Below are 26,999 nucleotides of genomic sequence, written 5' to 3' on the forward strand. Positions count from 1 at the left end.
AGCGGCCACTTCAGGCAAACGGATCAACACCGATGAGATAGGGATGGAGACCTGCCAGGACGACATAGGTTATGGCGGCCACCAGCCCCCTGACCAGAAGGCTCAGCCAATCAACATCATGCGCACCTTGAGCCTCGTTCATCGCGCGCACCAGCCTTTGCCAGTCAGGGCCCATTTCACGCTGGCGGCGCTTGTCGATCATCTTCATGCCAAGCAGTGAGAACACTGCAAATGCACCAAACAGGATCACATGAGCGAGGTTGCCATTGGGAACCAGATGGGCAACCGACCAAATCAGGAGCGCAACAAGAACCGGATGGCGGACCCATTTCACCAAGCCGGGTCTGGCGGCGTCGAACCGATCGTTCCGCATGCCGCCAAACGAAAACGGATTTGGCACGCCAACGCCAAATGCCAGGATCACGCAAAATGGTACCATCGCAATGAGTGGTACCCAATTCTGCCAGGGAGACCATGCCCAGATCTCGACATAGGGGGCATCGCGTGCAGCAACAATCAGCCACCAAAGGATCGCCAGCGACAGGACTGAATAGCAGAGCGTGAACCCGGCCGGTCTCAAAGCCCTGACAAGAAGGGGGCGGACAGGCGGGCGGACAAGAACCATATGCGACGCGAAAAAGACAGCAAAGGCAACGATATAGTTGGTCCAACCGGTCTCTGTCATTGGCGTTTCCATACCTTAAAGGCGCTGCATTCATCTCCGGCATACCCGGAACCCAGAGAACTTTCACCAATTTAAAGTCGTCGGTTTCAGATCAGCTTGACGATGATCAAGAACTTCACGGCTCAGGCCTGTGACCATAGGGCTTTGTTGTAACGATCCGCTTTAGGGCTCCGGAACCGACCTTTGTCGGTTGTGCATTCAAGAGGCAGCTTCATGGCCGCTACCGTCCACACCAGACCTCCCAAATACAAGAGCCGTTTTCCGACCGTTCTGACCGCCGGTTTCCGCTTCTTCTTTCTTGCCGCCGGTCTATTCTCCGTCGCCGCAATGGCCGTCTGGACCCTTTGGCTTGCCGCTCTTGCCGACGGGGATACGCTGGAAGTCCTGCCTGTGCGGATGATGCCCTATCTCTGGCACGCGCATGAAATGATGTTCGGCTATACGGCCGCAGTGATCGCGGGTTTCTTTGTGACTGCGGTTCCAAACTGGACCGCAACCGAAGAAGCAGGACCCCGCTTTGTCACGATATGCGGCGCGATCTGGCTTTCAGGCAGAATCGCAATCTGGTTTTCCGCCTGGATTGATCCGCTTGTCGTGGCCGCGATCGATCTGGCGTTCATTCCGGTGCTTTCAACCGCCATACTCGGGCGACTCACGCAGAAATCCCAACTGCGCAACGCCGTTTTTCTGCTTTTGCTGAGCACGCTGTTTGCCGGCAATCTCATGATGCATCTCGACTGGATCGGATGGACTAACGACCTTGCCGAAACAGGTGTTCGCCTCGGCATATTCACGAGCGCAGCCATGATCGCGATAATCGGTGGCCGTGTTGTTCCGGCCTTCACCCGCAATGCCCTGAACAGAGACGGCTACGCCGGTGCGCTTCCTCGATCGTTCAGTTGGCTTGACCGGGTCGGCATACTTTCCTCTGTGCTGACGGCTCTGGCAACGCTTCCGTTTGTGCCGTCCTGGGCGCTTGGCACGCTGTGTCTGGTTGCCGGCGCGGCCAATCTGGCACGGCTCGCCGGCTGGCAAGGTCTGGCAACACGAAGAAACCCCATTCTCTGGATATTGCATGTGGCCTATCTGCTGCTTTCAGCCGGCTACCTTGTTTACGGCAGCACCTTGGTTTTCGGGATTTTGAGCGAAACCGCATCGCTGCACCTTCTTGCCGCCGGTGCAATCGGATGCATGACGCTCGCCATGATGACACGCGCGTCCCTCGGTCACAGTGGCAGACCCCTCTTGGTGTCAGGCCCGATTGTTTTTGCCTACCTGATGGTTATAGGGGCTGCTGTTTTCCGAACTTTCGGCACGATCTTCATCGACTATTTTCCCGTGATGTTGATATCGGGAACCCTCTGGCTTCTGGCCTTTGCAGTGTTTGCCTGGGTCTTCTTCCCAATCCTTACCAGACCACGACCCGCGCGCCGGGGCGGCTAGGGAGACTTCCAGCATTTCCAAACACATAACCGCGAGTGCAAAAACACCCAGGCTAGCTTGACTATCGTCAAGTAGCTTTCGTGCGACATCGCCGAAGATCGGGACACCAATAAACAAATTGTGTGTCGGAGCGCTTCTCGTGCGTCCACTGTTTTATCATTTCAGCTTTCAGACACTGTGCGTAGCCTTGCTCCTGTTTCTGGTCCAGGTGCTTCCCGCACAGTCTGCTGGCGCCCTTGTGACAAGCTTCCTGGAAAAGGTTCAGGTGAATGAACTTGTTCCGGACGCCGACAGCTACGGTGTCTTGCGGGACGACATTCCAATAGTTCCAGCTCTCAAGGCAGGTGAAACGATCGGCTGGGTCTTTCTGACCTCCGACTTCGTGTCGACGACCGGGTATTCAGGCAAACCAATTCACACGATGGTCGGTGTCGATCTGAATGCGATCGTGACCGGCGTTCGCCTGGTCAAACACTCAGAACCCATCGTCCTGATCGGCATTCCCGATTCAAAAATCCGCGCCGTTACGGAAGGCTATGCGGGTCTTGATCTGAAGGCGGAAGCTGCCAGCGGTGGCTCGGCCCACGAACTGGACATCATCTCCGGTGCAACCGTCACCATCATGGTGATTGACGATTCCATTGTGCGCTCCGGACTGAAAGTGGCTCGCGCCCTGAGCCTTGGCGGTCTCGTGCCTGAACTCGCCGATGAGGGGCCGCAAAGGGAAATCGACCCTGACCTGGAAGAGGTTGCCGATTGGTTGACCCTGACAGGCGACGGATCAGTGCGGCGCATGTCGCTCGATATCGCCCAGATCAACACTTCGTTCGAGCTACAGGGCGATCCCCGCGCAATCGCCCGGCCTGAATCAGGGCCGGAGACAGATACATTCATCGACATGTATCTGGCCCTGGCCGATGTGCCCTCAATTGGGCTCTCGCTGCTTGGTAAAGCAGAATACGACAATCTGAAAAAACGGCTGAAGGACGGCGAACACGCCCTCGTCGTCATGGGACGTGGCCGCTATTCCTTCAAAGGATCAGGCTATGTCCGTGGCGGGATCTTCGACAGGATCCAACTCATTCAAGACGACATTTCGGTCAGATTTTTCGACAAGCAGCAAGCTCGGATAGGCGCAATTGCGGCTGACGGTGCACCTGCCTTCACTGAAATGGACGTGTTCATCATTCCGGCCGACACCGAGTTCGATCCGGCCAAGGATTTTCGTTTACAGTTGTTGGTTCAGCGTGCAGTCGGGCCGATCGACAAGGTGTTCCTGACGTTCGACCTCGGCTACCAGCTGCCTGACCGCTATTTGAAACCGATCGCAGTAAGTGCGAACGATACATCAACACTCCAGCAATCCGGCCTGTCAGACGATCAGGCAGCTGTTCAGGCTCTTTGGAAGCGAATCTGGCAAGACCGCCAGGCCGATATCATCGTGCTTGCCGCAGCCATCGGAATTCTTACGCTGGTCTTCTTTTTCCAGATGCAGGTCACTCGGCACGAGAAATTTACATTCTGGTTCCGTATCGGTTTCCTGACCTTCACGCTGGTCTGGCTGGGATGGATGGAGAATGCTCAGCTGTCCGTCGTGAATGTGATGGCGTTCTTTTCCTCTCTCACGACACAATTCAGCTGGGACGCGTTCCTCATGGATCCCCTGGTGTTCCTGCTGTGGTTCTCGGTGGCAGCAGCATTGCTGTTCTGGGGCCGAGGTGCCTATTGCGGGTGGCTTTGTCCCTTTGGCGCTTTGCAGGAGCTGACCAACCGGTTGGCAAAGCTCTGCCGCATCCCTCAGATCGAGGTGCCCTGGGGTCTGCACGAGCGTATCTGGCCGCTCAAATACATGATCTTTCTCGGCCTCTTCGGACTGTCGCTCTATTCGCTGGACGCAGCAGAGCACTATGCCGAGATCGAGCCCTTCAAGACTGCCATTATCCTGAAGTTCCAACGGGCCTGGCCGTTTGTCCTTTTTGCAGTGGCACTGCTTGTCGCCGGATTGTTCATCGAACGGTTCTATTGCCGCTACCTTTGCCCACTCGGAGCCGCACTTGCCATTCCGGCCCGGCTCAGAATGTTCGACTGGCTGAAGCGCTACCGCGAATGCGGGAATCCATGCCACCGCTGCGCCAAGGAATGCATGGTCCAGGCCATTCATCCCGAAGGCAATATCAATCCCAACGAGTGCCTGAACTGCCTGCATTGCCAGGTGCTGTATCAGCACGATCAGAAATGTCCCGTTTGCATCAAAAAGCTTGCGAAAAGGCGGCGATTTGAGGTGCAGACCGGGCTGCGCAAACCGGAGGAGAGCGCCAAAGGCGCAAAGCCACTTCCGGCTGAATAACCTTCAAACGGCAAATAAGGAGAGCAGCCATGAAGGAGAAAGAACAACATTGGGGCATGTCCCGCCGAGACTTGTTAGGCGGCACGGCCAAGACTGCGGTTGTCGCGGGCATGGGAGCCGTCGCTGCGAGCGGCGCAACCCCGGCCCTCGCGGCTGATGGCGATCACAAGTTCGCACTCGCGCCAGGTGAGCTCGACGAGTATTACGGCTTCTGGTCCTCGGGCCAGACCGGCGAAGTGCGCATTCTGGGTGTTCCGTCAATGCGTGAACTGATGCGCATACCGGTTTTCAACCGCTGCTCCGCAACCGGGTGGGGCCAGACCAATGAGTCGCTCAAAGTTCTGACCGAAGGCCTGCTTCCGGAAACCAAGGAATATCTGGCTGCGCAAGGCAAGGTCACCTACGACAATGGCGATCTGCACCACCCGCACATGTCCTTCACCGACGGCACTTATGACGGTCGCTACATCTTTGCGAACGACAAGGCAAACACCCGCGTTGCCCGCATCAACTGCACCACGATGAAGTGCGACAAGATCATCGAGATCCCGAACGCACACGATATCCATGGCATGCGGCCGCAGAAGTATCCGCGCACAGGGTACATTTTTGCCAATGGCGAGCACGAAGCACCGTTGGTCAATGATGGCTCCGTCCTGGATGACCCATCACAATATGCCTGCATCTTCACCGCAATCGACGGCGATGAAATGAAAGTCGCATGGCAGGTGATCGTCTCGGGCAACCTCGACAATACAGACGCCGACTATCAGGGCAAATACGCCTTCTCGACCAGCTACAACTCGGAAATGGGGACTAACCTCGCCGAGATGACCGAAAGCGAGCTGGATCACTGCGTCGTCTTCAACATCAAGGCAATCGAGGAAGCTGTTGCAGCCGGGAACTACAAGGAAATGAAGGGCGTTCCTGTGGTGGATGGCCGTAAGGAAGCCAATTCCCAGTTCACCCGCTACATTCCGATCCCCAACAGCCCGCACGGCTGTAACGCGGCACCGGACAAGAAGCACATCGTCATCAACGGCAAGCTGTCGCCGACCGTGTCCATCATCGATGTCACGAAGCTGGACGCCCTGTTCAATGACAATGCAGATCCGCGTTCCGCGATTGTCGGCGAGCCGCAACTGGGTCTTGGCCCACTGCACACAGCATTTGACGGCAAGGGCGGTGCATTCACCACGCTGTTTCTGGACAGTCAGGTCGTCAAATGGGACATCGACAAAGCCGTCCGTGCCTATGCGGGCGAAGATGTCGACCCGATCATCTCCAAAGTCGATGTTCATTATCAGCCGGGGCACAACTCCACATCCATGGGTGAAACCGCGGAAGCGGACGGCAAATGGCTGATCTCCATGAACAAGTTCTCCAAGGACAGGTTCTTGAACGTTGGCCCGCTGAAACCGGAGAACGAGCAGCTTATCGACATATCGGGCGACGAGATGAAGGTCGTTCATGACGGACCGACATTCGCCGAGCCTCATGACAGCATCATCGTGCACCGGTCGAAGGTAAATCCTGCAATTGTCTGGGATCGCAATGACCCGAGCTTCGAGGATGCGAAGAAACAGGCCGAGGCAGACGGTGTCGATCTGGAATATGGCGCTGACGTAATCCGTGACGGCAACAAGGTTCGCGTCTACATGCATTCGGTCGCGCCAACCTTCAGCCTTGAGAAATTCACGGTAAAGCAAGGCGACGAAGTGACGGTCTATGTCACCAATATTGATGACATCGATGATCTAACTCATGGCTTCTGCCTGGCAAACTACGGTGTCGCCATGGAAGTCGGACCTCAGGCGACGGCTTCGGTCACCTTCATCGCCGAGCGTCCCGGCGTCCACTGGTTCTATTGCCAGTGGTTCTGCCACGCACTTCACATGGAAATGCGCGGTCGGATGTTTGTCGAACCACGAGGAGCCTGATCCATGCATCGCGTCCTGTCCAAACCGGTCGGATCAATAGCCCTTCTTTGTGCAGCATTGCTGGTCTGCGGACCGCTTGCTGCAAAGGAATGGCTTGTCCCGGCCGAACAGGGCGCTTTGCAGGAGATCCTCAAAGATGCGCAGGCCGGGGACATACTCCGGCTTGCGCCTGGCGACCATTCCGGCCCGGTCGAGATTGAAAAAGCGATCACGCTGGACGGGGACCAAAAGGCGCGGATCATCGGAAATGGAACCGGCAGTGTCATTACGGTGCATGTTCCCGATGTTCAGATCCTGGGCCTGACGCTTACGGGGTCGGGTTTGTCGCAAGAAACGCTCGATGCCGGCGTCAAACTGACCAAGAAAGCCCATGGTGCGGTCGTGCGTAACAACACGATCCTGGACAATCTGACGGGCGTCGATGTGCATGGAGCCAAAAACGCCATCGTCTCGAACAACCTGATTGAAGGCCGCCGCGACCTCCGCATGAACGAGCGCGGGAACGGTATCTATGTCTGGAACGCTCCGGACCTGCTGGCAGAACACAATACCATCCGTTTCGGCAGAGATGGCGTTTTCGTCAATACCAGTCACAGAGACACTTTCCGATACAATCACTTTGAAGGCCTCCGCTTCGCCATTCACTACATGCACGGCAACAGCGGAACGATTGAGGGCAACACCTCGAAGGGCAATGACATCGGCTACGCGCTGATGTTTTCCGACCGACTGACGGTCCGAAACAATGTTTCGGTTGGCGACCGCAATCATGGCCTCATGCTGAACTACGCAAACCGTGCGGAAATCACAGGCAATCAGGTCTCCGCCGGCGGTGAGAAATGCCTGTTCATGTATAATGCCAACAAGAACACCGTCACCGACAACAGTTTCGAAGGCTGCCCGATCGGTGTTCATTTCACAGCTGGTTCGGCCAAGAACGCCTTCCAGGGAAACGCATTCATCGGCAACAAGACCCAGGTCAAATATGTCGGCAGCCGCATGCTCGACTGGAGCACTGGCGGTAAAGGCAACTACTGGAGCGATCACGCTGCCTTCGACATGAATGGCGACGGCCTGGCGGACACTGCCTACCGGCCGAATGATCTGGTTGACCAGGTCCTTTGGACCCAACCTTCGGCAAAATTGCTTGTCGGCAGCCCCGCAGTTCAATTGCTTCGCTGGACCCAGTCCCAGTTTCCGGCCCTGTTGCCGGGCGGCATTGTCGACAACGCCCCTCTTATGCATCCGCCGGTTCGGCCCATGCCAAATTCGGGAGTACAGGGATGACCAGCAACTGTCTGTCTGTCCAAGGTGTCAGCAAACGCTTTTCCGCACAAAAGGCGGTGGACGACGTTTCTTTCTCGCTTGAGCCAGGAGAGCGTGTCGCACTTCTCGGTCACAACGGCGCCGGCAAAACCACGCTGTTCAAGATCGTGCTTGGATTCCTTAGAAGCGATGAGGGTGCCATTTCCATACTGGGGTCGGGTCCAGGCAGCGCGCCCGCGCGCAATGTTACCGCCTACCTTCCCGAGGCAGTCGCCTTTCCGCCGTCGCTGACAGGCAGAGAAGTGCTGTCGTTTTACGCCCGTCTCAAAGGGCAGCGACCTGCGCAGGCATTGCCGCTGCTCGACAAGGTCGGGTTGTCTGATGCGTCCGGGCGCCGTGTAGGAACCTATTCCAAGGGCATGCGTCAACGACTTGGACTGGCACAGGCCCTTATCGGCAAGCCTCGGCTGGTGTTGCTTGACGAACCGACGACCGGACTTGATCCCATTTCCCGCCAGACCGTTTATGAGCTCATTGGCGAGATTGCTGACCAGGGCGCAACTGTCCTGTTGTCATCCCATGCCCTGACCGAGCTCGAGGCCCGAACAGACAGAATCCTGATTATGTCCAAAGGCCGTCTTGTCGCCGATGACGCACTCAGCAAATTGCGCGAGCAGGCAGGTTTGCCAATCCGGATGAAAATCTGGACAAAACCCGGTGCCGTTCAGGAAGTTGCTGCACAACTCGGCGGAGGCCGCATGAACGGACGCTCTGTGGAATTCGACTGTGGTCTTGACGACAAGATCAAAGCTCTCACCACCATCAGCGCCCTTGGAAGTCTGGTTGAGGATATCGATGTGCATGCGCCCAGCCTTGACGACGTCTATCGGCACTTTTCAAAAAACGCGCAAAAGGAGACCTAAGCGATGTTCTCCAGGATCTGGACCATTGCCATTCAGGAAATCAGGATCGGCATCCGCAACAGGTGGATCCTGCTTGCAACACTGATCCTTGCGGTTTTCTCACTTGCCCTTGCGCTTCTCGGATCGGCGCCGGCAGGAACGCTCGGGGTCGATCGACTGACCATCACCGTCGCATCTCTCGCCAGCCTCTCTGTCTACCTTGTTCCTCTGATCGCCCTCCTGCTTGCCTTTGATGCGATTTGCGGAGAGATCGACCGTGGCACGCTGCTGATGACGTTGTCCTGTCCCATTTCCCGGACCGAGTTTCTGGTCGGCAAGGCACTTGGTCATACGCTCGTGCTGACCTTTGCGCTCGTGATAGGCTATGGTCTGACCGCAGCACTTCTTGTCACCCTGGGTGCCGGGTCCGTTGCAGGTCTGCCCGATTTTGCACGTCTGATTGCAACCTCCGTGTTGCTGGGCGTTTCCTTTCTTGCCATTGGCTATGTCCTGAGCGCACTGACCCGGCAACCAGGAACAGCAGCTGCCGCAGCAATTGCCGCGTGGTTGATCATGGTCGTGCTTTACGATCTGGCGCTGCTTGGAGCACTTGTCGCCGACCCCGGAGGAACCTTTGCCTCCGATCTCTTTCCTTATGCGGTTCTACTGAACCCGGCGGACGCGTTCCGGCTGTTCAACCTTGCCGCGCTTGGTGCGAGCGAACTGGTTGGCGGTATGGCCGGCGTATCAGACTCCCTGCCCTTCGACCCGGCCTTCGCGCTTGTTTCCCTGACGGCTTTCGCCGCTCTGGCACTTGGCCTGTCAGCCTTACTCATTCGGAGAATAACACCATGAGAAAACAGATACTTGCATTCACAGCAGCCTGTCTTCTCGCGGCCTGCCAGGAAGACGTCCAGATCGCCAAACCTGATGCGATCACGCTTACGCCCGAAGCTGCCGGCCATTATTGTCAGATGACCGTTCTGGAACACACCGGACCCAAGGCGCAAATCCATCTGACAGATATGCCTTTCCCGTTCTGGTTTACCCAGGTTCGAGATGCAGTGGCGTTCAAATTATCGCCGGAAGAACCTAAAAACATTGCCGCGATCTATGTGAATGATATGGACAAGGCAAAGAGCTGGGAGGAGCCAGGATTTGACAATTGGATCGAAGCCGAGAAGGCATGGTTTGTTGTCGAAAGCAAACAGGCCGGTGGAATGGGGGCGCCCGAAACGATCCCGTTCGGTACTGAAGAGGGTGCAAAAGCATTCGCGGAGACAAATGGAGGCCGCGTCCTTCGCCTTGCTGATATCCCGGCTGAATACGTTCTTGCACCGGTCGAACTCTCGTCAGCCTCACAACTGAAGAGAAATGAAATTGAAGGGGTGCAGCGATGAGCCGGTCCAATGCTGCATCCAGGCCGTTGAGCCGCCGCCGTTTCATCGCCATAAGTGCTGCCGCGACTGCCGGATTGATCATTCCTCTGCGAGAGGCCAGTGCTGAGCCCACTCTTCACACATGGCGAGGGATCGCGCTTGGCGCGAAAGCGGAAATCAATCTGCTGCACACCGACGCAGACAGAGCCCGGCGCTTGTTTTCTTCGATTGAAGGAGAGATCAGACGGCTGGAAGGCATATTCAGTCTCTATCAACCAGACAGCGAATTGAGCCGTCTGAACAACACGGGACTGTTGTTTGCGCCGTCTTTGGAAATGCTGGAAATCCTCAGTCTGTCGCAAAGGCTACACCGGGCGACGGAAGGTGCGTTCGATCCAACTGTTCAGCCTCTGTGGAGCCATTATGCGCGGCAGGTTGCTGGAAATAAGACAAGTGATTTCGCTGAAGCGTTCGCATGTGTCGGTTTCAATCACGTCCAGATCCAGCCGGACGAAATCAAGTTTGGTAAGTCCGGCATGGCAATGACACTCAACGGCATTGCGCAGGGTTTCGTCACCGACCGCATCACCGCACTTCTGGAACGAGAAAGCTGCGGGGACATAGTGGTGGAAATCGGCGAAATTGCAGCGCGCGGGACTCCTTTCACACGGAAGCAACGGGAAGAAACCGGATGGCCGGTCACCCTTCGTCCCGACCCGTCTTTGATCGACGCACAGGCAGACATTCATCTAGCCAACGCTGCGGTTGCGAGTTCGGCACGGCTGGGGACGACATTCGACCAGAGTGGATCGCGTTCACACATTCTGGATCCAAGAAACGGCCATCCAGTCGATACCGGTCTTGCCGCGACAAGCGTCGTCGCCCCCAGTGCGGCCTTGGCGGACGGACTGTCGACGGCCGCCCTCGTCTGCGGTGAAACCCAATTGCGACAAGCGTTGACCGGTTTCCAAAAGGCACGTGCATTCATCGTGCGGGAAGACAGGTCCACAACCTGGCTGGCAACATAACAACTCATGAAAACGAGACGGCTACGCAGGCCCGCAATCTTTTCTTGGGTGTCAATTTGTATGACAGCTATCCACGCAACGCGATGCCGCTTGCAACCTTCGCAATCACGGCCCAGACAATCGTTCTGAACATCATGGCCACGACCGTCCTGAACTCGTATGTGCCACCCAGCATCACGTGCGCGACAAAGGCGGTGAGCACCATTGCAGTGCCTGCAAAGATGGCAATCGACAGCCAATACGCCCAGCGGCGGCGTTGCAATAGTCCATAGCCTGCGACTACATATGAGAAGCCGGCAAGGAAATTGAACCACAGCACAAAATGAACAACGTTTCCAGCCGCCTCCATGGCTGCACTACCACCGAAAAGAACAATTCCGCCTGACAGGACAGTCATGAGGCCGAAGACAATTGCAAAGAGTGCAACAAAAGCTGAAGCGGGACGTTTTGACTGTGTATCCGTCATGGTCAGCTCCCTGTCGGAACGAAAAATCTCTGATCCTTTGTCACTTTCGAGCGTCAGTCCGAACGTTGATTGCCGTCTGCTTCATCCATCAGCCCGCGCACCCATTTTGCGGCCGCCCAGGTTGCCGGAATTCCAAGGGGTATACTGATCCAGATCGATGTGAGCGGCGACAGGACGGGCAAGCCGAAGGACTTGCCCATCAGGCTCAGCAAAAAAAGATTGATGGCAACGGCGGCGGCGGAGAAAGGGTAGAGCACAACTGCCAGCTTCCTTACCGACCAGGTTCCGTCAGTCTGTGTCATTGGGCCGTTCCCTTTCGAGGTGACTTGCGAACTGCTCGCATCTCAAACACGTTGCGGCGCATTCACACCGTCCTTACGACGGGTTGCCCAAGGCCAGGAGCAACGGTTCCGAACAGCTGTTTTGATCTTTTTGAGCATCGTTGCGAAACGCGACCCTGCTGGTGCAGCCGAGTAACGCGCAGCCTTATCAATCGTGTTCGCTTCAACCCCGTCTCTTGTTTGCCCTTCGATTGAAGATACCGGAGGTGGCGAGAAACTGACGGCGAGACGAGATCGATCCATCGGATCAAAACCATAAGTTCTGCGCCAAGCATTCTTGAGGCTTTGCGCAATCAAACCCGGTACGAACGCGGCCTCGCCGATGGAAGGCAGAAGCACGCCTAGAAAACGGCCTTCTTCCAGCTCCTGCGGGATATCGACAGTCAAATGTGGTCCCGTCCCGGCAAGAAATGGCAGCAACAGAGTTCTGGGCGTGCTGAACCTTGCGACCCTTGCCAGAAACGGATCCTGTGCAAGAAAACCCGTGCGGATCTTCTTTTTAAATGGTGTCAGGCGCTGCAATCTGCGTGCAAAATACAATGCACACTCCGCTGCCGCCGGGCCGGTTTCAGAACCGTGTGCAGCTATCATGATGTCACATGAGTTGAAGCACCATCCGCGCTGCTCAGCTTCCTGTTTCAGCAATTTGAACGATTGATGCGGCAGACCGGGAAAAGTCCCGAGAGGTGAAAGCTGATGCACTTTGCGATCACCAAGACGGTCGGGCAGCGCTTTTTTCGTGAACCAGCCATCGGCCATGAAAACCGGCACAACGTAAGGCACACCGGTAAACGTATCCAGTTGCTGCTCCAGAATACCTGGAGCTGCAAGAGTGGCCGAGCGTATTGTCCAGCCCGGAAGGACATGCGCTATTCTTTCAGCCAGAGCACTGAGCTGATCCTCACCCGCTTGCGGATCCAGAGGCTGCCCATGCGCGACGATTATCGCTTCAGTGACTGGTCCCTTCGGAGAAGGTGATCTTGTTCCAGACATTGTATTTCCCAGAAGGTTTACGCATCGGCAAACGCCGGACTTCCTCTAAAGTTTCGGCGTCGTAGATGATCACCGCGCCGTCATCCTCCCAGACAGAGACAAGTGCATGACTGCCATCGCGCGTGAATTCGACATGTGCAACCGTGGCTCCTTCGACGGGGCGGAGTGTCTTCACGATTTCAAGACTTTCCTTGTCGATGACATGCATGACGTCCTTGTTCGGACCGAAGAACACATCCACCCAGACATAGCGGGAGTTCTCGTGACTGCGCATGAAGAAGCCGGGTCCAAGCGTTTCGATCCGCTTTACGGTTTTCCATGTCGACATGTCGATGACGGTGACTGCGCCGTCCTTCAGGTGCGGCGTTGCCATGACTGTGGTGTCACCATGTTTCCATGTAATTCCGGATCCAAGATGCGGCATGCCAGGCAAATCAAGGTCAGCGGTCTTCTGCCCGATGACAAGATCAATAACCTGTCCTCCTTCACCACTGCGGGATGCGCCCATGACGTATTCGTAGCTCTGGTCAAAAAAGAAGTCGTCCAGATAGTCCGGTGTCGTGATCTTGCGGATCGGGAACGGGTCTTCGCTCTTGATCGGTCCCTCGTTACGCCAATCGTGTGCAAACCCCATCTGTGGTGGGTTCGGGCCGTAGAAGACTTCCCAGATTTCCGGAACATCCTTCAGCGCGAGCACGAAGCTTTCACGTGGCGGAGCCTGATAGACAGCAGAAATTCGGCTGGGTGTGCCATCCTTGCCTTTGACAGTTTGCACCTTCGCCACGCTCAGATCGTCTGTTGAAAGGATCGTCAGCGAGTTCGGAAGATAGTTGGCGACCGCCAACCACTTGCCATCGTGCGAGATGGCGATGTTGCGGCTGTTCAGGCCTGCTCGGATGCGACCGACTTCCTGAAGCGCATAGAGGTCGTATTTCTGCACCCATCCGTCGCGCGACATGATGAAAACAAAGCGTCCGTTCGGTGAGAACTTAGGTCCGCCGTGAACCGCGAACGGTGTCTCGAAACGATCAAGCGTTTCAAAGGTATCACCATCCAGAACACTGACGTGATGATCGCCGGTCTCCACCGCAAGTGTGATGTTCATCGGATCGGATGACCAGATCGGGGTTTCAACGGATTTGTAATCCTCGTTCATCACGCGGCTGGACATGATTTCAGCTTCACCCCAGGGAGGCACATCTGCCAGGGGCTGTTTCAGAAAGGCAGCAAGTTCGTCGATTTGCTCGCTGCTCAGTATTTCACTGAACGCAGGCATCTGCGTTGCTTCCCGGCCGTCGCGTATGACTGAGACGAGATTGGGACCACGCATGCGACCCAGCGTTTGCGGGATCAGAGCCGGCCCCAACCCGCCCAGCCGTTCAGCGCCGTGGCACTCCTGACAGTTTTCGACATAGTTCTGCATCGGGTCCGCCATCGGTGCAGTCAATGTCAGGGCCAGAACGCTAAGCGAAACGATGAGCCGGGTCATGGCGTTTTCCTCGGAATGGTGTCACGGTGAGACGTTCTAAACCTTCTCCGTCCGTGCCGATTTCTGCGTCGCTGAGATAACAGGCAGGATCTTCAGCCCACGGGTCGCCCGTTACCTGCAGCGCGCGAATGCGGGTGTTGCCACCGCAGACGTTCTTGAACGCACAGGCTCCGCAACGGCCCTTAAGCGGCCGGGGCCGTGTTCTGAGCTGCGCCAGCATGGCGTCGCTGCCTGTCCAGAGTTTCGAAAAGGGATCCGTTTTCACACTGCCGATCGTGTAGTCGGACCAATAGGTATCCGGATGCACATTGCCGAGCGTGTCGATATTCGCGACACCCAGACCGGAAGAATTGCCGCCCCAGGCTATCAGGTGCTCTTTGATATGCGCGGCAGTCTCCGCTCCGAACCGTTCTCTCACCCAGTTCAGGAAATAGACAGCATCCGCATCATTGTTCCCGGTGACGATGTCGAGAGGCGTGCCTCCGTCGACACCTTCCCAGGCCCGCGCCAGCAGCAGGTCCATCGCCCAGCGCGACCGTTTGTGCTCGGCATCTTCGCCGCGGTGCTTGTCACCCCGACCCGCATAGACTAGATGGGACAGATAAAACTTGTCGACACCCTCGTCATCGCAAAGGCGCAAAAGGTCCGGAAGACTGGTAAAATTGCCCTCCGTCAGCGTAAAGCGCAGTCCCACCTTGATCCCACGTGCCTTGCATTCACGCACACCGCGAAGGGCGTCTTGAAATGCTCCATTGACACCCCGGAACCAGTCGTTGGTCTTGCCTATCCCGTCGATCGAAATTCCAACGTAGTCAAAGCCGATTTCGGCAACCTTGTCGGCCGCCTCAACGTGCAGTTTTGTTCCGTTGGTCGACAGCGCAAGCATACGCACCAGCTTGCGAGCGCGTGCTGCAATATCGAACAGATCGCGCCGATCGAGCGGTTCGCCACCTGACAGAATGAGCGCAGGAATACGGAAGCGACCGAGATCTTCCAGGGTTTCCATGGCCTGCCCGGCCGTCAGTTCTCCCGGGAAGTCAACGTCGGCGGAAACCGTGTAGCAGTGCCGGCATTTCAAATTGCAGCGACGTGTGAGGTTCCAGATCACAACAGGCTTGACCGGCCCTGTCCCGCGCGGACCTTTGACCGGCGTTGGGTCGTTGATCTGATGCATGTATTCAGACAGCCGAAACATGGCTCAGCCTTCCTTCCTGCGGAGACGCATTCCGGTCTTTTTCAGTATGCGGGTGGAAAACAGAATGTCGCTCGCCCGGCATGTGTCGCCCAGCAGTTCAGCGACTTGATCACGCTTTGCAAGCACCTCGTCACGATCAGCTCCGTGCACCATTGCAAACAGATTGTATGGCCAATCCGGCAATGCCCGCGGACGGCGATAGCTGTGGGTGACGAAATCAAGTGCACCGACCTTTGGTCCGATGTCGTCGACGATTTCATCGTCAACATCCCAGACAGTCATGCCATTGGCGGTCATTCCAAGCCGGTAGTGATTGGGAGCAGCACCGATCCGGCGAATGACACCGAGTTTCTTGAGACGCTTCAGACGCTCCAGGACATCGTCTTCGCTCAAACCAAGCGTCTGCGCGAGCACGGCAAAGGGAGCAGGGACCAGAGGTAAGCCTGCCTGCGTCGCTTCAACAATTGCCCTGTCGGTCGGATTTAAGGTCATGCGTTTACCCGGAAACCTATGAAGAACTCGCGCTCTTTCGGAAACTGGAGGACCTTCAAACCGGTCTCCTGCTCTATTGCACCGGCAGTCTCGCGAATAGCCAAGCGGCTTTCCGTTGCCAGCACGAACCACATGTTCAGTTTGTGGTCGCGTTCATAATTATGCGCCACTTCGGGGTGAGCATTGACTTTGGTTAAAACCTCTTCGAAACACTCCTGAGGCACCGCCATGGCACACAGGCAAAATGCACCACCAAGCGCTTCGGCATCGAAAAACGGACCGAAACGGGTCAGCAGTCCCTCATCTCTCAGATGTCTGATACGGTCGACAACATCACCCTCTGCAATCCCGAGTTCATCTGCCAACGTCGCGAAGGGACGGGAAGTGAGCGGAAGGTCATCCTGAAGACGATTGATAAGCTGTCTGTCCAGATCCGTGAGTTCACCGGTCATGCCGCAGCTCCCGAGCGAGCAATCATCGCGCCGGTCTGCTTGAAGCACCGGCTGGAAAAGAGTGTCTTGAACTTCACACCCTGCAGCTCGGGGAGGTCGCTTGCCTCTGTCAAAGTATCGAGTGCAAGACGCCGGCTCTGTGCGTGGATCATGCAATAAAGGCGATAAGGCCATACATTTTCGACCGGACGGCGTTCGTAACAAAGCGTCACGCCGGGAAGCGCGGCGAGCGCAGGGCCGGCCGCATCGATCCGCTCAGAGGAGATGTCCCAGACCACCATCGCATTCGACCGCCAGCCGAGTGCCCTATGCCGCACAATGACGCCCAGGCGGGAAATTATGCCCGCCTCCTGCAGTTCCTTCACCCTGTCCAGAACGTCTTGTTCGCTGCGTTCCAGATTTGCAGCGATGTCGCCGAATGGGCGTGAACTGAGCGGCATTCCAGTTGTCAGCGCTTGGAGAATGTCACTGTCGCCCTCTTTCAGGCGACGGAGGTCAACCGGACGAGCGACCGGAGTTTTTCGCGAATTGCCCCTAAGCTTGAATCCAAGATCGACGTTAAATGGTCGAACCAGGGGCAAATCGAGGACAACCAGACCAGTCTCGTTCCGGATCTCATCCAGAACCGCATCGATATGGTCCCGGTTCGGGCCGGTTGCGACAAACCAGAGATTCCAATGGTTCTCGCGCAAATATGAGTGGTTGACACCCACACGACTGCCAACGAATTCGGCAACCTGCTCGAGGACTTCGTCTGGAGCTGAAAGTGCCGCCAAGGTGCTGGCCGAGACCGTGTTTGGGGCACAAGTCGCGCCGACCCGCGTGATCCGTCCGCTTGCGCGCAACACATCCAGTCGTTTCAACACCTCTTCCTCAGGGCAACCGATGACTGAGCCGATCACCGAGAAGGGGCGCGGCTCCAGAGGAAAATCGCGTTGCCAGTCATCCAGCAGCGTGATGTCGGTCGCGTCGCCTATTCGTTCCATGGTTCAAAGTCCCGTCTTGTGGGCCCGGGAGGTGAAGAAAATCCCGGACGGGCTTTCTGCGTCGATTTCGGCAAGTTTCTCGAATGTGTGCGTGTCGTAGATCATCACCTTTCCGGCATCGCGCACCGAAACCCAGACCTCATGTCCGCGTGGTGTGAATTCCATATGAAGGACGGCAGGGCCCGGTTTGAACGCGTGAATGATCTCTTTGCTGGGTGTATCGATCACCTGGATGGTGTCATTGAGAGGATGGGCAAAGTTGACCCACACCTGGCGACCGTCTGGCCGGGACATTGCAAAGACCGGTTGTCCATAGGTTTCGGTTCGACCGGTTTCGGTCAGGTCATCGGCATTGATCCAAAGCACCTGATGATGGCCGACCGCTGGCAAGACAAACTCGCGTCCGGCACGCGCCCACCCTTCAAGATGCGGCATCTTATAGACAGGCATTTCCTGCTGACCGCGACCGTATTCAGGCAGAACCCGAATAGGCTTGGGGTTGTCGTCCCAAAGGTCGATTGCCGTCAGTCCATCTTCACCGAAAAGGCCAGTGATATAGAGACGGCCATCATCGGTGACCAGGGCGTCATAGGGATTGGTGCCAACACCCGTGACCTTGGTGATCTGCGGTTTCCCGGCCGACAGATCGGCGATCCAGGTTTCGCCATCATCCCACAGGGTGAACACAAACCGTTTCCCGGGTGCATCCACCAGGCCGATCGTTTTGGAACCCGTCGGAATATCGGCAACCAGATCCAGCGTATCGGCATCGAAGATCCGCACGCCTCCCGGCTCATAGTTGGAAACAGCAACAAGCGAACCGTCATCGGAGATCGCACCGCCTATTGCATTGCCGGACTGGACAACGCGGTTGGCGATCTTGCGCTCGACGATATCGACTTTCGTCAGTCCACCATCACGGCCGAACACATAGGCGTAGCGTTGATCCGGTGAATAGACCAGGCTGGCATGCGAAAGATCGCCAAGGCCGGAGATCCGCGTCAGCATTTTTCTTTCAGATTGATCGACGAGCAACAGAGATCCCGAAGCCCGTTCGACAACCAGGCCAAGGTCGCCTGTCGCGAGGATGGTTTCGGCGTGAACGCTACCTGTCATCACGAGCGCCACGAGCGCATTGGCGATCCATTTCATTTCAATTCTCCTTGCAGGAGGTACTCAGCGATCTTCTTCGCCTCTGTCTCGCTCATCAAAGGCCGCCACGGCGGCATGGCAGTGCCCTGGATACCGTCCAGAACGACTTCGGAGAGGGTCTCGACGTCATAGTGGGAAAGCGCATCGGGACGGATGTCCGGCCCAAGGCCACCCTTCAGTGTGAGGCCATGGCAGGACCCACAATCCTGATGCACCAGTCTGATCAACGCATCGGGGGAACTGTGCTCGTCGGCAATCGCCGCACTGCAGAAAAAAAGACCAATGGCAACAAGTCTAAGCATGAGCGCGCTGCCCTGCGGCAGCCGGCTCTACCGCATCTATAAGGTCCGAGGTCACGGCAGGCCATTCGGCACACAGTGTAACGACCTTGCCGATGACAAAGAGCACTGGCGCTTTCAATTCCGCGTCACGGACATCAAGTGCAACCTGACCAAGGCGGGAGAACAACCGCGTTTCGCGCGGTGTTGTTGCGTTGGCAATCGCCATGACAGGCGTTGTTTCACTCAGACCCTCAGCAACAAGTCTGAGCGCTATTTGGCCAATATTCGCGACGCCCATGTACACGACCAGTGTCGTTTCTTCGCTGGCTAAGCTTTTCCAATCAAGGTCCAGCGTTCCATTGGCCTGACGATGGCCGGTCACGTAGCGCACACCTGTTGCGAGCCCGCGATGCGTCAACGGCACCCCAGAAGCAGAAGCGGCCCCTTGCGCGGCGGTGATGCCCGGAGCGTATTCGACCAAAATACCGTTTGCCTGCAGGTGAGCTGCTTCTTCAGACCCGCGTCCGAATATCAACGGGTCTCCTCCCTTGAGACGTGCCACGGTCAATCCTCGTGACGCCAGTTCAGCAAGGATTTCGTTGATTCTTTCTTGGGGTACAGGGTGGTGGTCTGGAGATTTTCCGACCGACACACGCTCGGCCGTTTCAGGTGCAAGCGCCAGCACTTCCGGTGAGACGAGACGGTCATAGACCACGGCGTCAGCTTGCTGAAGCATGCGTACGGCGCGCATTGTGAGGAGGTCCGGATCTCCGGGGCCGGCTCCAATAAGAAAAACTTTTCCCGTCATGAGAGACCTCGCTTCTGCTGAATACTGCCGGACGCTTCAGTTCTGTGCGAAGCGCCGGGGGCACCTGTCGTTTGCAGAAAGGGACGCGTTGGCTCGGCAATGACAGTAATGATCGGCGCTTCGCAGAAGTATGATTGCTCGTTTTGACCTCGAACTGATTGACAATAGTCAAGGTCAACCAGTTCTAATCGCGCATTTTTTCATTATTTTATTCAAGGACTTACAGTTATCATGCCGATCATTTCCTGAGTTTCCCAATGGGGCCCGCACAAATAGGTCTGGTCACCCGGGGTCAGGAACGTGAATTCGAATGTCTCTTCGGGGAAGAGGCGATCGGATTCAGGCTCGCCTTCGTCCTTGAGGATAAGGCTGTGGCTGGTGCGTTTGTCTACATTAACCCAGCGGACTGTCGTCCCGACAGGGACTGTCAGGTCCTGCGGGCAGAAGCGATACTTGTACATCGTGACAACCGTCACCCCTTCTTCTTCCGATGAGGGATGCCCGAACAGTTCTGTGTATCGGCTTTCTGCTTCGTCACAGAGTGCCTTCAATTCGGCATCCTCAGCGCAAGCCGGAAGGGTGAGCATGACAGACACCAGAATTGCTGGAACATCGCAGGCTTGAACAAACATATGTATTCTCCCTGGCTGAAGTGGTCGGGGCGGCGAATTCTCGCCGCCCCGAAACCGTTACTGCTTGGTCACGTTGATTTGCGCCGTGTCGTCATCCAGAGCGAGGCTGGTATTCAACGTCACATGGTGAAACCGCGCCGCGGCGTAATCATCATGTATGGCAAAGCCAACCGTATAGGTCTTGCCAGGTTCCAGCGGGATGTCTCCTGGAGCTCCTGAATTCAGAGGTCTTGAGAAAACAACCGTCCAGATCCCCGCCGAAAGGTTCGCTTCCGCAGACATCTCGCCATCATTGACGATCCGGCGCTCCAGAAGATAGCCATTGCTCGAGGTTCCATCCGCATAGACACGCAACAGGTCCAGATAGGTCCCATCTTCAAACAGCTGGCTGATTTCGTCAGCGCTTTTCAGTTTGTCCCAACCGCCCTGCGCTTTGCCACGCCGGCCCTTGACTTCGACCTTTGTGCGGCTTTCGGTCAGATACTTCGTAATCGTATCTGTTGCTTCCAGTCGGCCCGCGACGTCGGCATTACCAGCAATGGCCTCAGCACCCGGGTCAAATGGCATGTAGGTGTTGTCCGCATGACAAGAGGCCCAACAACCTGTGGTCTCGCCCATTTCGATCCCCGTGCCGGCGATCATCATGGCGACCTTGACCTGGTTGTCCGGATCCATCTTCCCACCGTCTACAAACGGGGCGGGATTGTGTGGAGCATCGGGCCACTGAACACGTACATATAGATTTTCATCATCATGTGCGGCCTGGATTGTTGTGTTGATAATCCCACGTTTCCCCGGAATGGGCGTCGGTTCGGTTTCACCGCCAGCAACAATCTTGTTGCCGATCGCCTCCAGTTCCGCTGCATGGCAGGTCATGCAGGAATCGCCGCCTTTCGTCAGCGGCCGCGCTCCGCCATGGGTCTTTCCGTTCTGGACCCATTCGAACGAGGCCTGTCCCGGATAGAACAGCGTCAAATCCGCTGCCGGAACAGCGTTCCAGTCAACATTGGCTGCAACAGTTCCCGTAGCGGCACTGGTATCTGCAGCACTGCCACCATCAGTGTCTGTGCCGGAATTGGCCGCCTTGGCCTTTTCTTCTGCGACAGCGGCTTCAACAGCTGCTGCGATCTGGGCCTGAACAGCTTCCTGCTGAGCCTTTTGTGCAGCCTTGGCAGTAGCGGCCTCATCCGCCTCCTTGGCGACAATGCGCTCCAGGCTGACGATATACTCGTGCGGAACCTCGCGCTTGAAAGCTGGGTTCGGCGCTTCGAGATTTTCCAGATAGTCTTCTTCAGCGCGATCCCGGAGATCGGAGTGTGCAATGCCCTTGTGACAGTCGATGCATGTCTGACCGGCTTCCATGGCGTTCAGGTGCTGCTGTCTTGCCCTTGGTCTTTGGAACTCGGGCATCATGGATTCAAAATCATGGCAGTTGCGGCATTCGCGCGAATCGTTGGCCTTCATGCGCTCCCACTCGTTCATCGCGAGTTCAAGGCGCTTGGCTTCGAATTTTTCCGGCGTGTTGATCGTCCCGACCATCTTGCCCCAAAGCTCTTTGGTCGCCTGTACCTTGCGAATAATCTTATGGGTCCAGTCTTTCGGCACATGGCAATCAGAGCACATGGCACCGACACCCGACCGGTTCACATCGTGAATGGTTCCCTTGTATTCTTCATAGACGTAGTCCCGCATCTCGTGGCAGGAAATACAGAATTGCTTGGTGTTCGTGGCTTCCATTGCGGTGTTGAAGCCACCCCAGAAAATGATGCCGCCGACAAACACTGCCGCAACACCCCCGATCGGCATGCCCCATAGAAGGTATCTGCGCCAGATCGGCTTTTTCTTGTCACCTTGGCTGCTCTCAGTCATGTCCAGGCTCCGTTTTCATGTTTCTCCGCCAGCCGGCTGAGCGCTGGCAGCGATCTGATTGCAGGATGCAGGGAACGTTTCCGAGTTTCCGGGCGACCATCCGTCGATGCAGTCCCGACACCGCTGGCAAAAAAGAAGGGCGGGCGATATGCCCGCCCTTCAGACGCTTGCTTGTTATCGTTAAGTGACGTGGTTCGAACGGTTGTAGACGTTGAACTTGCCGGTCGGAGCAAAGAGACCTTTGATCCGGGCCTTTTCTTCGAGCGTTTCTGCGTCGAAGATGACAATTTCACCGTTCGGTTCGAGTGACGTTGAGCGGTTCCACTTGGATACCCAGACTTCGGAACCATCCTGGTTGAACTCGAAGTGAACCGCGGCACTGCCTTCTTCATCGGTGATCTGGATCGTCTTCACGATTTCACCAGTCTCCTTGGAGATGACCTGAACCGACTGTTGAATTTCGGGTTCCGGATGCTTGGTCTGGTCAGCCCAGATGTATTTCGAGTCGGGATGGGTCCTGATGAACAGGCCAGCACCGTCTGTCTCTACTTCGTAGCAAACCTTCCAGGCATCGTCCGGACGGTTCTCCGGATCGTTACCCCAGACTGTCACAGTCCCCTCACCAAGGTGAGTGGTGCCACCAACAGGTCCACAATTCGGATCTACCCAGTTGGCACCCGGGCCCGGGTGCGGCAGGGCAGCTGTGTCGATCATCGCTTCAAGCTTGTGCGTTTGCGTGTCGACCACAACCATCTTGTTCGACGCATTTGCGGCAATCTGGAAGTAGCGGCCTGTCGGGTCGAAGAACCCGTCATGCAGGAACTTTGCGGAATCGATCTTGTCGATACGCAAGTTGTCGAGGTCGGTGTAATCAACCTGCCAAAGCTGGCCAAGTTCCTTGACCGCGACAATCCATGTCGGCTCATTCGGAGTGGTGTAGATTGCAGCCACACGGCTTTCTTCGACATAGTCGCCATCAACATTGACGCCGCGAGTGGAAACGACTTTCTTCGGCTCCATAGTCTCTGCGTCGACGATTGCGAAATGCGGAGGCCAGTAACCGCCACCGATGACGTATTTGCCGTCACCTGACACCGCAACATCGCGGGCGTCGTAAGCGATTTTCACTTCGGCGACCAACATGTTCTCCGGGTTCTGCCAGAGGTCGATCTTGGTCATCTTGCCGTCGCGACCCATTGTGTACCAGAAGCGGCCGGGATGCTCAGGCTCGGTTACCGAGTGGTGCTCGGATGCTTTCAGAACGTGGACAGCATATCCGGTTGGAATATGCGCCAGAACTTCCTTCGTATCGCCATCAATGACGGCGACCTTGCCTACGTCACGCTCGATAACGACGAAGAAGTTTTCCCAGTTCCGGCCATGCAGCGGTTCCGTCGGATAGTCCTTGGGCTCGACATAGACCTTGCGGGTCGCTTCCATCTGAGCCAACGACATTTCCGGTGGCTTGGGCGGCTCCATCATGATGTAGGTGGCCATGTCCTTGATTTCCTGCTCGGTCATGATGTCCGAGAAGTTGTTCATGCCGCCTTCGGTGCCCCAGGAGATAATTTTTTCAAGCCGCTCCTGGCCAAGCTTCAACGTTCCGCCTTCTGTTACCGTTCCATCAGCAGCGGTCTTTTTCCAGCTTGGCTCCAGGTTTTTGCCTGTTGCACCTACACGCAGTACGCCGTGGCAACCCGCGCATCTTTCAAAATAGAGCTGCTTGGAACTTTCGAAGGCCTCTTCGCTCAGCGTCGGGCCCTCAGCAAGGGCAGGCACCGCCGCGCTGCCCAATAACAGCGCAAGACTTGCCGCTAACGCGGGGCCCGTCCTTTTTTTCAGTCTTGGATGTGACATTCTCAAACTCCAAATGCTGGTGAGGCATTCGCGAGACTTGAGCAAACGCGAGTTCGCTTCCTTGACTTTCGTTAAGATGATCGTGGCGTTTTTTGTGTGCTCGCGAAGGCGCACGTCACTGACGTGGCTTTTCTCACCAGTCTTACCAATTTTAATTTAGCCGGCTAATTTTTCAGACTTTGATCAGAACAGACTGAAATTGAAGGACCGATTTTTCGTCCTGTTTTGCCGTCTGACGAGACCGCAAATGCCTGCTTGACTTTGGTTAAGGAAATGACAGCCCGCGCTGCCACCCTCGAGACTACGATCAACTCGGGGTAAAGGAGCGCGCGATGCGCGAAGTCATGACCAAAAGCATGGCCCGAAATATATTTTATGGCGGGTCATTATTCTTCATCATCATCTTTGTAGGGCTGTCCATTCACAGTCACTTCTACATCACAGGAACTTCGACCGATCATGCCGGCATCACCGAAAGTGTGGCCGCAGGTAAGCGTGTCTGGGAAGACAAGGCCTGCATCAACTGCCACACCATTTTGGGTGAAGGTGCCTACTTCGCACCTGAACTTGCAAACGTGATGACGCGCTGGGGCGTTCTCGACGATCCGGACGCCGCTTTCGACACTCTGAAAGGCTGGATGGAATCCATGCCGACAGGCATCGAAGGCCGCCGCCAAATGCCGAATTTCGATCTGACCGACGAAGAAATTCGCGATCTGGCGAACTTCCTGATTTGGACCGACAACATCGACGCCCAAGACTGGCCGCCGAATGAAGCCGGCTGATCCGAACGCAAAAGGAAACTAAGATGAAGTACCAGTCTCAAAAGATAGCCCTGGCGTATTTCGGTGTCGCCCTGGCCCTCTTTGCCGTCCAGGTTCTCGGCGGATTGCTGGCAGGATGGGTTTACGTCCAGCCGAATTTCCTGTCCGAGGTTCTGCCTTTCAACATTATCCGCATGCTGCACACAAACAGCCTGATTGTCTGGCTGCTGCTCGGCTTTTTCGGTGCCGCCTACTTCCTGATACCGGAAGAAGCGGAACGCGAAATCCATTCGCCAAAGCTCGCTTACCTGCAGCTGATCATTCTTGTGGTTGGCACGCTTGGTGTCGTTGTCACCTACACCTTCAACCTGTTTGAAGGAAATTTCCTGCTCGGCAAAGAAGGACGCGAATTCATCGAACAGCCGAAATGGGTGAAGGTCGGCATTGTGGTTGCTGCGCTCATGTTCCTTTACAACGTCACCATGACGGTGCTGAAGGGCAAGAAAACCGCCATCACAAACATCCTTCTGCTTGGTCTTTGGGGCCTGGCGCTGCTGTTCCTGTTCAGCTTCTACAATCCAAGCAACCTTTCGCTGGACAAGCAGTACTGGTGGTACATCGTCCACCTTTGGGTTGAAGGTGTTTGGGAACTGATCATGGCGTCGATCCTGGCGTACCTGATGCTGAAACTCACCGGCGTGGACCGTGAAGTCGTTGAGAAATGGCTTTATGTCATCGTCGCCGCTGCGCTGTTTTCCGGCATCCTAGGAACAGGTCACCACTACTACTGGATCGGAACACCAAGCTATTGGCAGTGGATCGGCTCGATCTTCTCGTCACTGGAAGTGATCCCGTTCTTCGCGATGATGGCTTTCGCCTTCGTCATGGTCTGGAAAGGCCGCCGCGATCATCCGAACAAGGCTGCGCTTCTGTGGTCGCTCGGTTGTGCGACGCTTGCCTTCTTCGGCGCCGGCGTCTGGGGCTTCCTCCACACGCTGCATGGTGTGAACTACTACACGCACGGCACTCAGATCACGGCCGCCCATGGTCACCTGGCCTTCTTCGGAGCCTATGTCGCCCTGAACCTGGCAATCATCACCTACGCAATGCCAATCCTGCGTGGCCGTGACCCATACAACCAGGTGCTCAACATGGCCTCCTTCTGGCTGATGTCGGGCGGTATGGCGTTCATGACATTCGTCCTGACATTTGCAGGGACCATCCAAACGCACCTGCAACGCGTTAACGGCGATTACTTCATGGATGTCCAGGACCAGTTGGCGCTGTTCTACTGGATGCGCTTCGGCGCAGGCGCAGCCTTCGTCATCGGCGCATTGCTCTTCATCTATGCGGTGGCAATGCCGAAAAGCGAAGTCATCGAACCCGGTGACGCAGCCAACGTTCCGGCGGAGTAAGACCTATGGAAGGTAGCGTATCATTGGCAAAGGGGGCGGCTGACGCCCCTTTTTACCTAGCCCAGTCAGACGAATGCACAGTCTTTGAGGCTGCGCACAAGAACGGACTTCCGGTCTTGCTGAAAGGACCGACCGGCTGCGGAAAGACCCGCTTCGTCGCCCATATGGCGGCAAAGCTCAACCGCAAGCTCTACACAGTCGCCTGTCACGACGACCTGGCAGCCGCCGACCTGATCGGGCGCTATCTTCTCAAGGGTGGCGAGACCGTCTGGGTCGACGGTCCCCTGACCCGTGCGGTCCGGGAAGGTGCAATCTGTTACCTCGATGAAGTCGTTGAAGCGCGCAAGGATGTGACCGTCGTTCTGCACCCGCTGACCGATGATCGCCGAACCCTGCCGATCGACCGGACGGGTGAAGAGCTGCAGGCGGCCCCGGGCTTCATGCTGGTGGCGTCTTACAACCCCGGCTATCAGAACATCCTGAAGACGCTGAAGCCGTCCACACGGCAACGTTTCATATCATTGGAATTCGACTTTCCACCCCCCGATCTTGAATGCGACGTTGTTGCCGAAGAAAGCGGATTGGACAGGTCGCGTGTTGCCGCGCTGGTCCGGCTTGCAGGCAAATTGCGTGCTTTGAAAGGCCAGGATCTGGAAGAAGGTGTTTCAACCCGCCTGGTTGTCTATGCCGCGACGCTCATTGCACAGGGTATGCCTGTAAACCGGGCCGTGCTGGCAGCAATGATTGAACCTTTGACAGATGATGAAGACGTGAAACGCGGGCTCCTAGATCTTGTCACGGCCGTGTTTGGGTGAGG

Annotated in this window: 26 protein-coding genes and 1 pseudogene; 11 read left to right on the forward strand and 16 right to left on the reverse strand. The window is 56.3% G+C overall.

The window, feature by feature from the left end; translation table 11 throughout:
* Positions 1-10: 10 nt before the first annotated feature.
* Positions 11-685 (reverse strand): NnrU family protein, encoded by a 675-nt coding sequence (locus K1718_RS25680; protein ID WP_265680351.1) that lies wholly within the window; start codon positions 683-685, stop codon positions 11-13.
* Positions 686-898: 213 nt separating this feature from the next.
* Between K1718_RS25680 and K1718_RS25685 the strand changes: the two genes are divergently transcribed.
* The 8 genes from K1718_RS25685 (at position 899) to K1718_RS25720 (ending at position 10,990) form a co-directional block, all read left to right on the forward strand.
* The gene (locus K1718_RS25685; protein ID WP_265680350.1) at positions 899-2,128 is read left to right on the forward strand and encodes an NnrS family protein; all 1,230 of its coding nucleotides are present in this window, start codon (positions 899-901) and stop codon (positions 2,126-2,128) included.
* Between the two features lie 139 nt (positions 2,129-2,267).
* Positions 2,268-4,475 carry a NosR/NirI family protein gene (locus K1718_RS25690; RefSeq protein WP_265680349.1) on the forward strand — a complete coding sequence of 736 codons (2,208 nt, stop codon included), beginning with the start codon at positions 2,268-2,270 and terminating at the stop codon, positions 4,473-4,475.
* Between the two features lie 29 nt (positions 4,476-4,504).
* A complete protein-coding gene (nosZ, locus tag K1718_RS25695; protein WP_265680348.1) occupies positions 4,505-6,415 on the forward strand; it encodes a TAT-dependent nitrous-oxide reductase in 1,911 nt (636 codons plus the stop codon).
* A gap of 3 nt (positions 6,416-6,418) precedes the next feature.
* Positions 6,419-7,702 carry a nitrous oxide reductase family maturation protein NosD gene (locus K1718_RS25700; protein WP_265680347.1) on the forward strand — a complete coding sequence of 428 codons (1,284 nt, stop codon included), beginning with the start codon at positions 6,419-6,421 and terminating at the stop codon, positions 7,700-7,702.
* Positions 7,699-8,604 carry an ABC transporter ATP-binding protein gene (locus tag K1718_RS25705; RefSeq protein WP_152503783.1) on the forward strand — a complete coding sequence of 302 codons (906 nt, stop codon included), beginning with the start codon at positions 7,699-7,701 and terminating at the stop codon, positions 8,602-8,604. Before K1718_RS25700 ends, K1718_RS25705 begins: the two co-directional genes overlap by 4 nt.
* 3 nt (positions 8,605-8,607) lie before the next feature.
* The gene (locus tag K1718_RS25710; RefSeq protein ID WP_265680346.1) at positions 8,608-9,438 is read left to right on the forward strand and encodes an ABC transporter permease; all 831 of its coding nucleotides are present in this window, start codon (positions 8,608-8,610) and stop codon (positions 9,436-9,438) included.
* Positions 9,435-9,983: a nitrous oxide reductase accessory protein NosL gene (locus tag K1718_RS25715; RefSeq protein ID WP_152503785.1), complete on the forward strand. Its 549-nt coding sequence runs from the start codon at positions 9,435-9,437 to the stop codon at positions 9,981-9,983. The genes K1718_RS25710 and K1718_RS25715 overlap by 4 nt, the downstream gene beginning before the upstream one ends.
* Positions 9,980-10,990: an FAD:protein FMN transferase gene (locus K1718_RS25720; protein ID WP_265680345.1), complete on the forward strand. Its 1,011-nt coding sequence runs from the start codon at positions 9,980-9,982 to the stop codon at positions 10,988-10,990. Before K1718_RS25715 ends, K1718_RS25720 begins: the two co-directional genes overlap by 4 nt.
* A 67-nt stretch (positions 10,991-11,057) precedes the next feature.
* On the opposite strand, the gene K1718_RS25725 is transcribed toward K1718_RS25720, so the two are convergent.
* From K1718_RS25725 to K1718_RS25795, 15 genes and pseudogenes are all read right to left on the reverse strand, one after another.
* Entirely contained in the window at positions 11,058-11,456 is a 399-nt protein-coding gene (locus K1718_RS25725; protein WP_265680344.1) for a hypothetical protein, read from the reverse strand.
* Positions 11,457-11,509: 53 nt separating this feature from the next.
* Positions 11,510-11,758, reverse strand: coding sequence for a hypothetical protein (locus tag K1718_RS25730; RefSeq protein ID WP_152503788.1), 249 nt, complete (start codon positions 11,756-11,758; stop codon positions 11,510-11,512).
* 42 nt (positions 11,759-11,800) lie between these two features.
* Positions 11,801-12,790 (reverse strand): hypothetical protein, encoded by a 990-nt coding sequence (locus K1718_RS25735; RefSeq protein ID WP_265680343.1) that lies wholly within the window; start codon positions 12,788-12,790, stop codon positions 11,801-11,803.
* Entirely contained in the window at positions 12,747-14,279 is a 1,533-nt protein-coding gene (locus K1718_RS25740) for a nitrite reductase (protein ID WP_265680342.1), read from the reverse strand. The genes K1718_RS25735 and K1718_RS25740 overlap by 44 nt, the downstream gene beginning before the upstream one ends.
* Positions 14,254-15,474: a heme d1 biosynthesis radical SAM protein NirJ gene (gene nirJ, locus K1718_RS25745; protein ID WP_265680341.1), complete on the reverse strand. Its 1,221-nt coding sequence runs from the start codon at positions 15,472-15,474 to the stop codon at positions 14,254-14,256. The genes K1718_RS25740 and nirJ overlap by 26 nt, the downstream gene beginning before the upstream one ends.
* Before the next feature lie 3 nt (positions 15,475-15,477).
* The gene (ahbB, locus tag K1718_RS25750; protein WP_152503792.1) at positions 15,478-15,966 is read right to left on the reverse strand and encodes a siroheme decarboxylase subunit beta; all 489 of its coding nucleotides are present in this window, start codon (positions 15,964-15,966) and stop codon (positions 15,478-15,480) included.
* A complete protein-coding gene (locus K1718_RS25755; protein WP_265680340.1) occupies positions 15,963-16,418 on the reverse strand; it encodes an Lrp/AsnC family transcriptional regulator in 456 nt (151 codons plus the stop codon). Before K1718_RS25755 ends, ahbB (K1718_RS25750) begins: the two co-directional genes overlap by 4 nt.
* Positions 16,415-17,404 (reverse strand): siroheme decarboxylase subunit beta, encoded by a 990-nt coding sequence (gene ahbB / locus K1718_RS25760; RefSeq protein WP_265680339.1) that lies wholly within the window; start codon positions 17,402-17,404, stop codon positions 16,415-16,417. Before ahbB (K1718_RS25760) ends, K1718_RS25755 begins: the two co-directional genes overlap by 4 nt.
* Before the next feature lie 3 nt (positions 17,405-17,407).
* Positions 17,408-18,556, reverse strand: a complete 1,149-nt coding sequence (locus K1718_RS25765; RefSeq protein ID WP_265680338.1) for a cytochrome D1 domain-containing protein — start codon at positions 18,554-18,556, stop codon at positions 17,408-17,410.
* Complete coding sequence (locus K1718_RS25770; RefSeq protein ID WP_265680337.1) at positions 18,553-18,858, reverse strand: c-type cytochrome; 306 nt, start codon at positions 18,856-18,858, stop codon at positions 18,553-18,555. The genes K1718_RS25765 and K1718_RS25770 overlap by 4 nt, the downstream gene beginning before the upstream one ends.
* The gene (gene cobA, locus K1718_RS25775; protein WP_265680336.1) at positions 18,851-19,645 is read right to left on the reverse strand and encodes a uroporphyrinogen-III C-methyltransferase; all 795 of its coding nucleotides are present in this window, start codon (positions 19,643-19,645) and stop codon (positions 18,851-18,853) included. The genes K1718_RS25770 and cobA overlap by 8 nt, the downstream gene beginning before the upstream one ends.
* A 212-nt stretch (positions 19,646-19,857) precedes the next feature.
* Positions 19,858-20,277 (reverse strand): cupredoxin domain-containing protein, encoded by a 420-nt coding sequence (locus tag K1718_RS25780; RefSeq protein ID WP_265680335.1) that lies wholly within the window; start codon positions 20,275-20,277, stop codon positions 19,858-19,860.
* Positions 20,278-20,334: 57 nt separating this feature from the next.
* On the reverse strand, positions 20,335-21,153 hold the full coding sequence (locus K1718_RS25785) for an ethylbenzene dehydrogenase-related protein (protein WP_470424751.1): 819 nt from the start codon (positions 21,151-21,153) through the stop codon (positions 20,335-20,337).
* Positions 21,154-21,591: 438 nt separating this feature from the next.
* Positions 21,592-22,146, reverse strand: a pseudogene (locus K1718_RS25790) (NapC/NirT family cytochrome c); the annotation flags it as partial.
* Positions 22,147-22,326: 180 nt separating this feature from the next.
* The gene (locus K1718_RS25795) at positions 22,327-24,003 is read right to left on the reverse strand and encodes a cytochrome D1 domain-containing protein (RefSeq protein ID WP_152503799.1); all 1,677 of its coding nucleotides are present in this window, start codon (positions 24,001-24,003) and stop codon (positions 22,327-22,329) included.
* Positions 24,004-24,335: 332 nt separating this feature from the next.
* Here K1718_RS25795 and K1718_RS25800 point away from each other — a divergent pair, with 332 nt between their 5' ends.
* The 3 genes from K1718_RS25800 to K1718_RS25810 are packed head-to-tail and all read left to right on the forward strand — an operon-like array spanning position 24,336 to position 26,997.
* A complete protein-coding gene (locus K1718_RS25800; protein WP_152503800.1) occupies positions 24,336-24,788 on the forward strand; it encodes a c-type cytochrome in 453 nt (150 codons plus the stop codon).
* A gap of 23 nt (positions 24,789-24,811) precedes the next feature.
* Positions 24,812-26,182: a cbb3-type cytochrome c oxidase subunit I gene (locus K1718_RS25805; protein ID WP_152503801.1), complete on the forward strand. Its 1,371-nt coding sequence runs from the start codon at positions 24,812-24,814 to the stop codon at positions 26,180-26,182.
* Positions 26,183-26,187: 5 nt separating this feature from the next.
* Complete coding sequence (locus tag K1718_RS25810; protein WP_152503802.1) at positions 26,188-26,997, forward strand: CbbQ/NirQ/NorQ/GpvN family protein; 810 nt, start codon at positions 26,188-26,190, stop codon at positions 26,995-26,997.
* The last annotated feature ends 2 nt before the right edge of the window (positions 26,998-26,999 follow it).

It is taken from the genome of Roseibium porphyridii, from assembly GCF_026191725.2.
GTDB classification, from domain to species: domain Bacteria; phylum Pseudomonadota; class Alphaproteobacteria; order Rhizobiales; family Stappiaceae; genus Roseibium; species Roseibium porphyridii.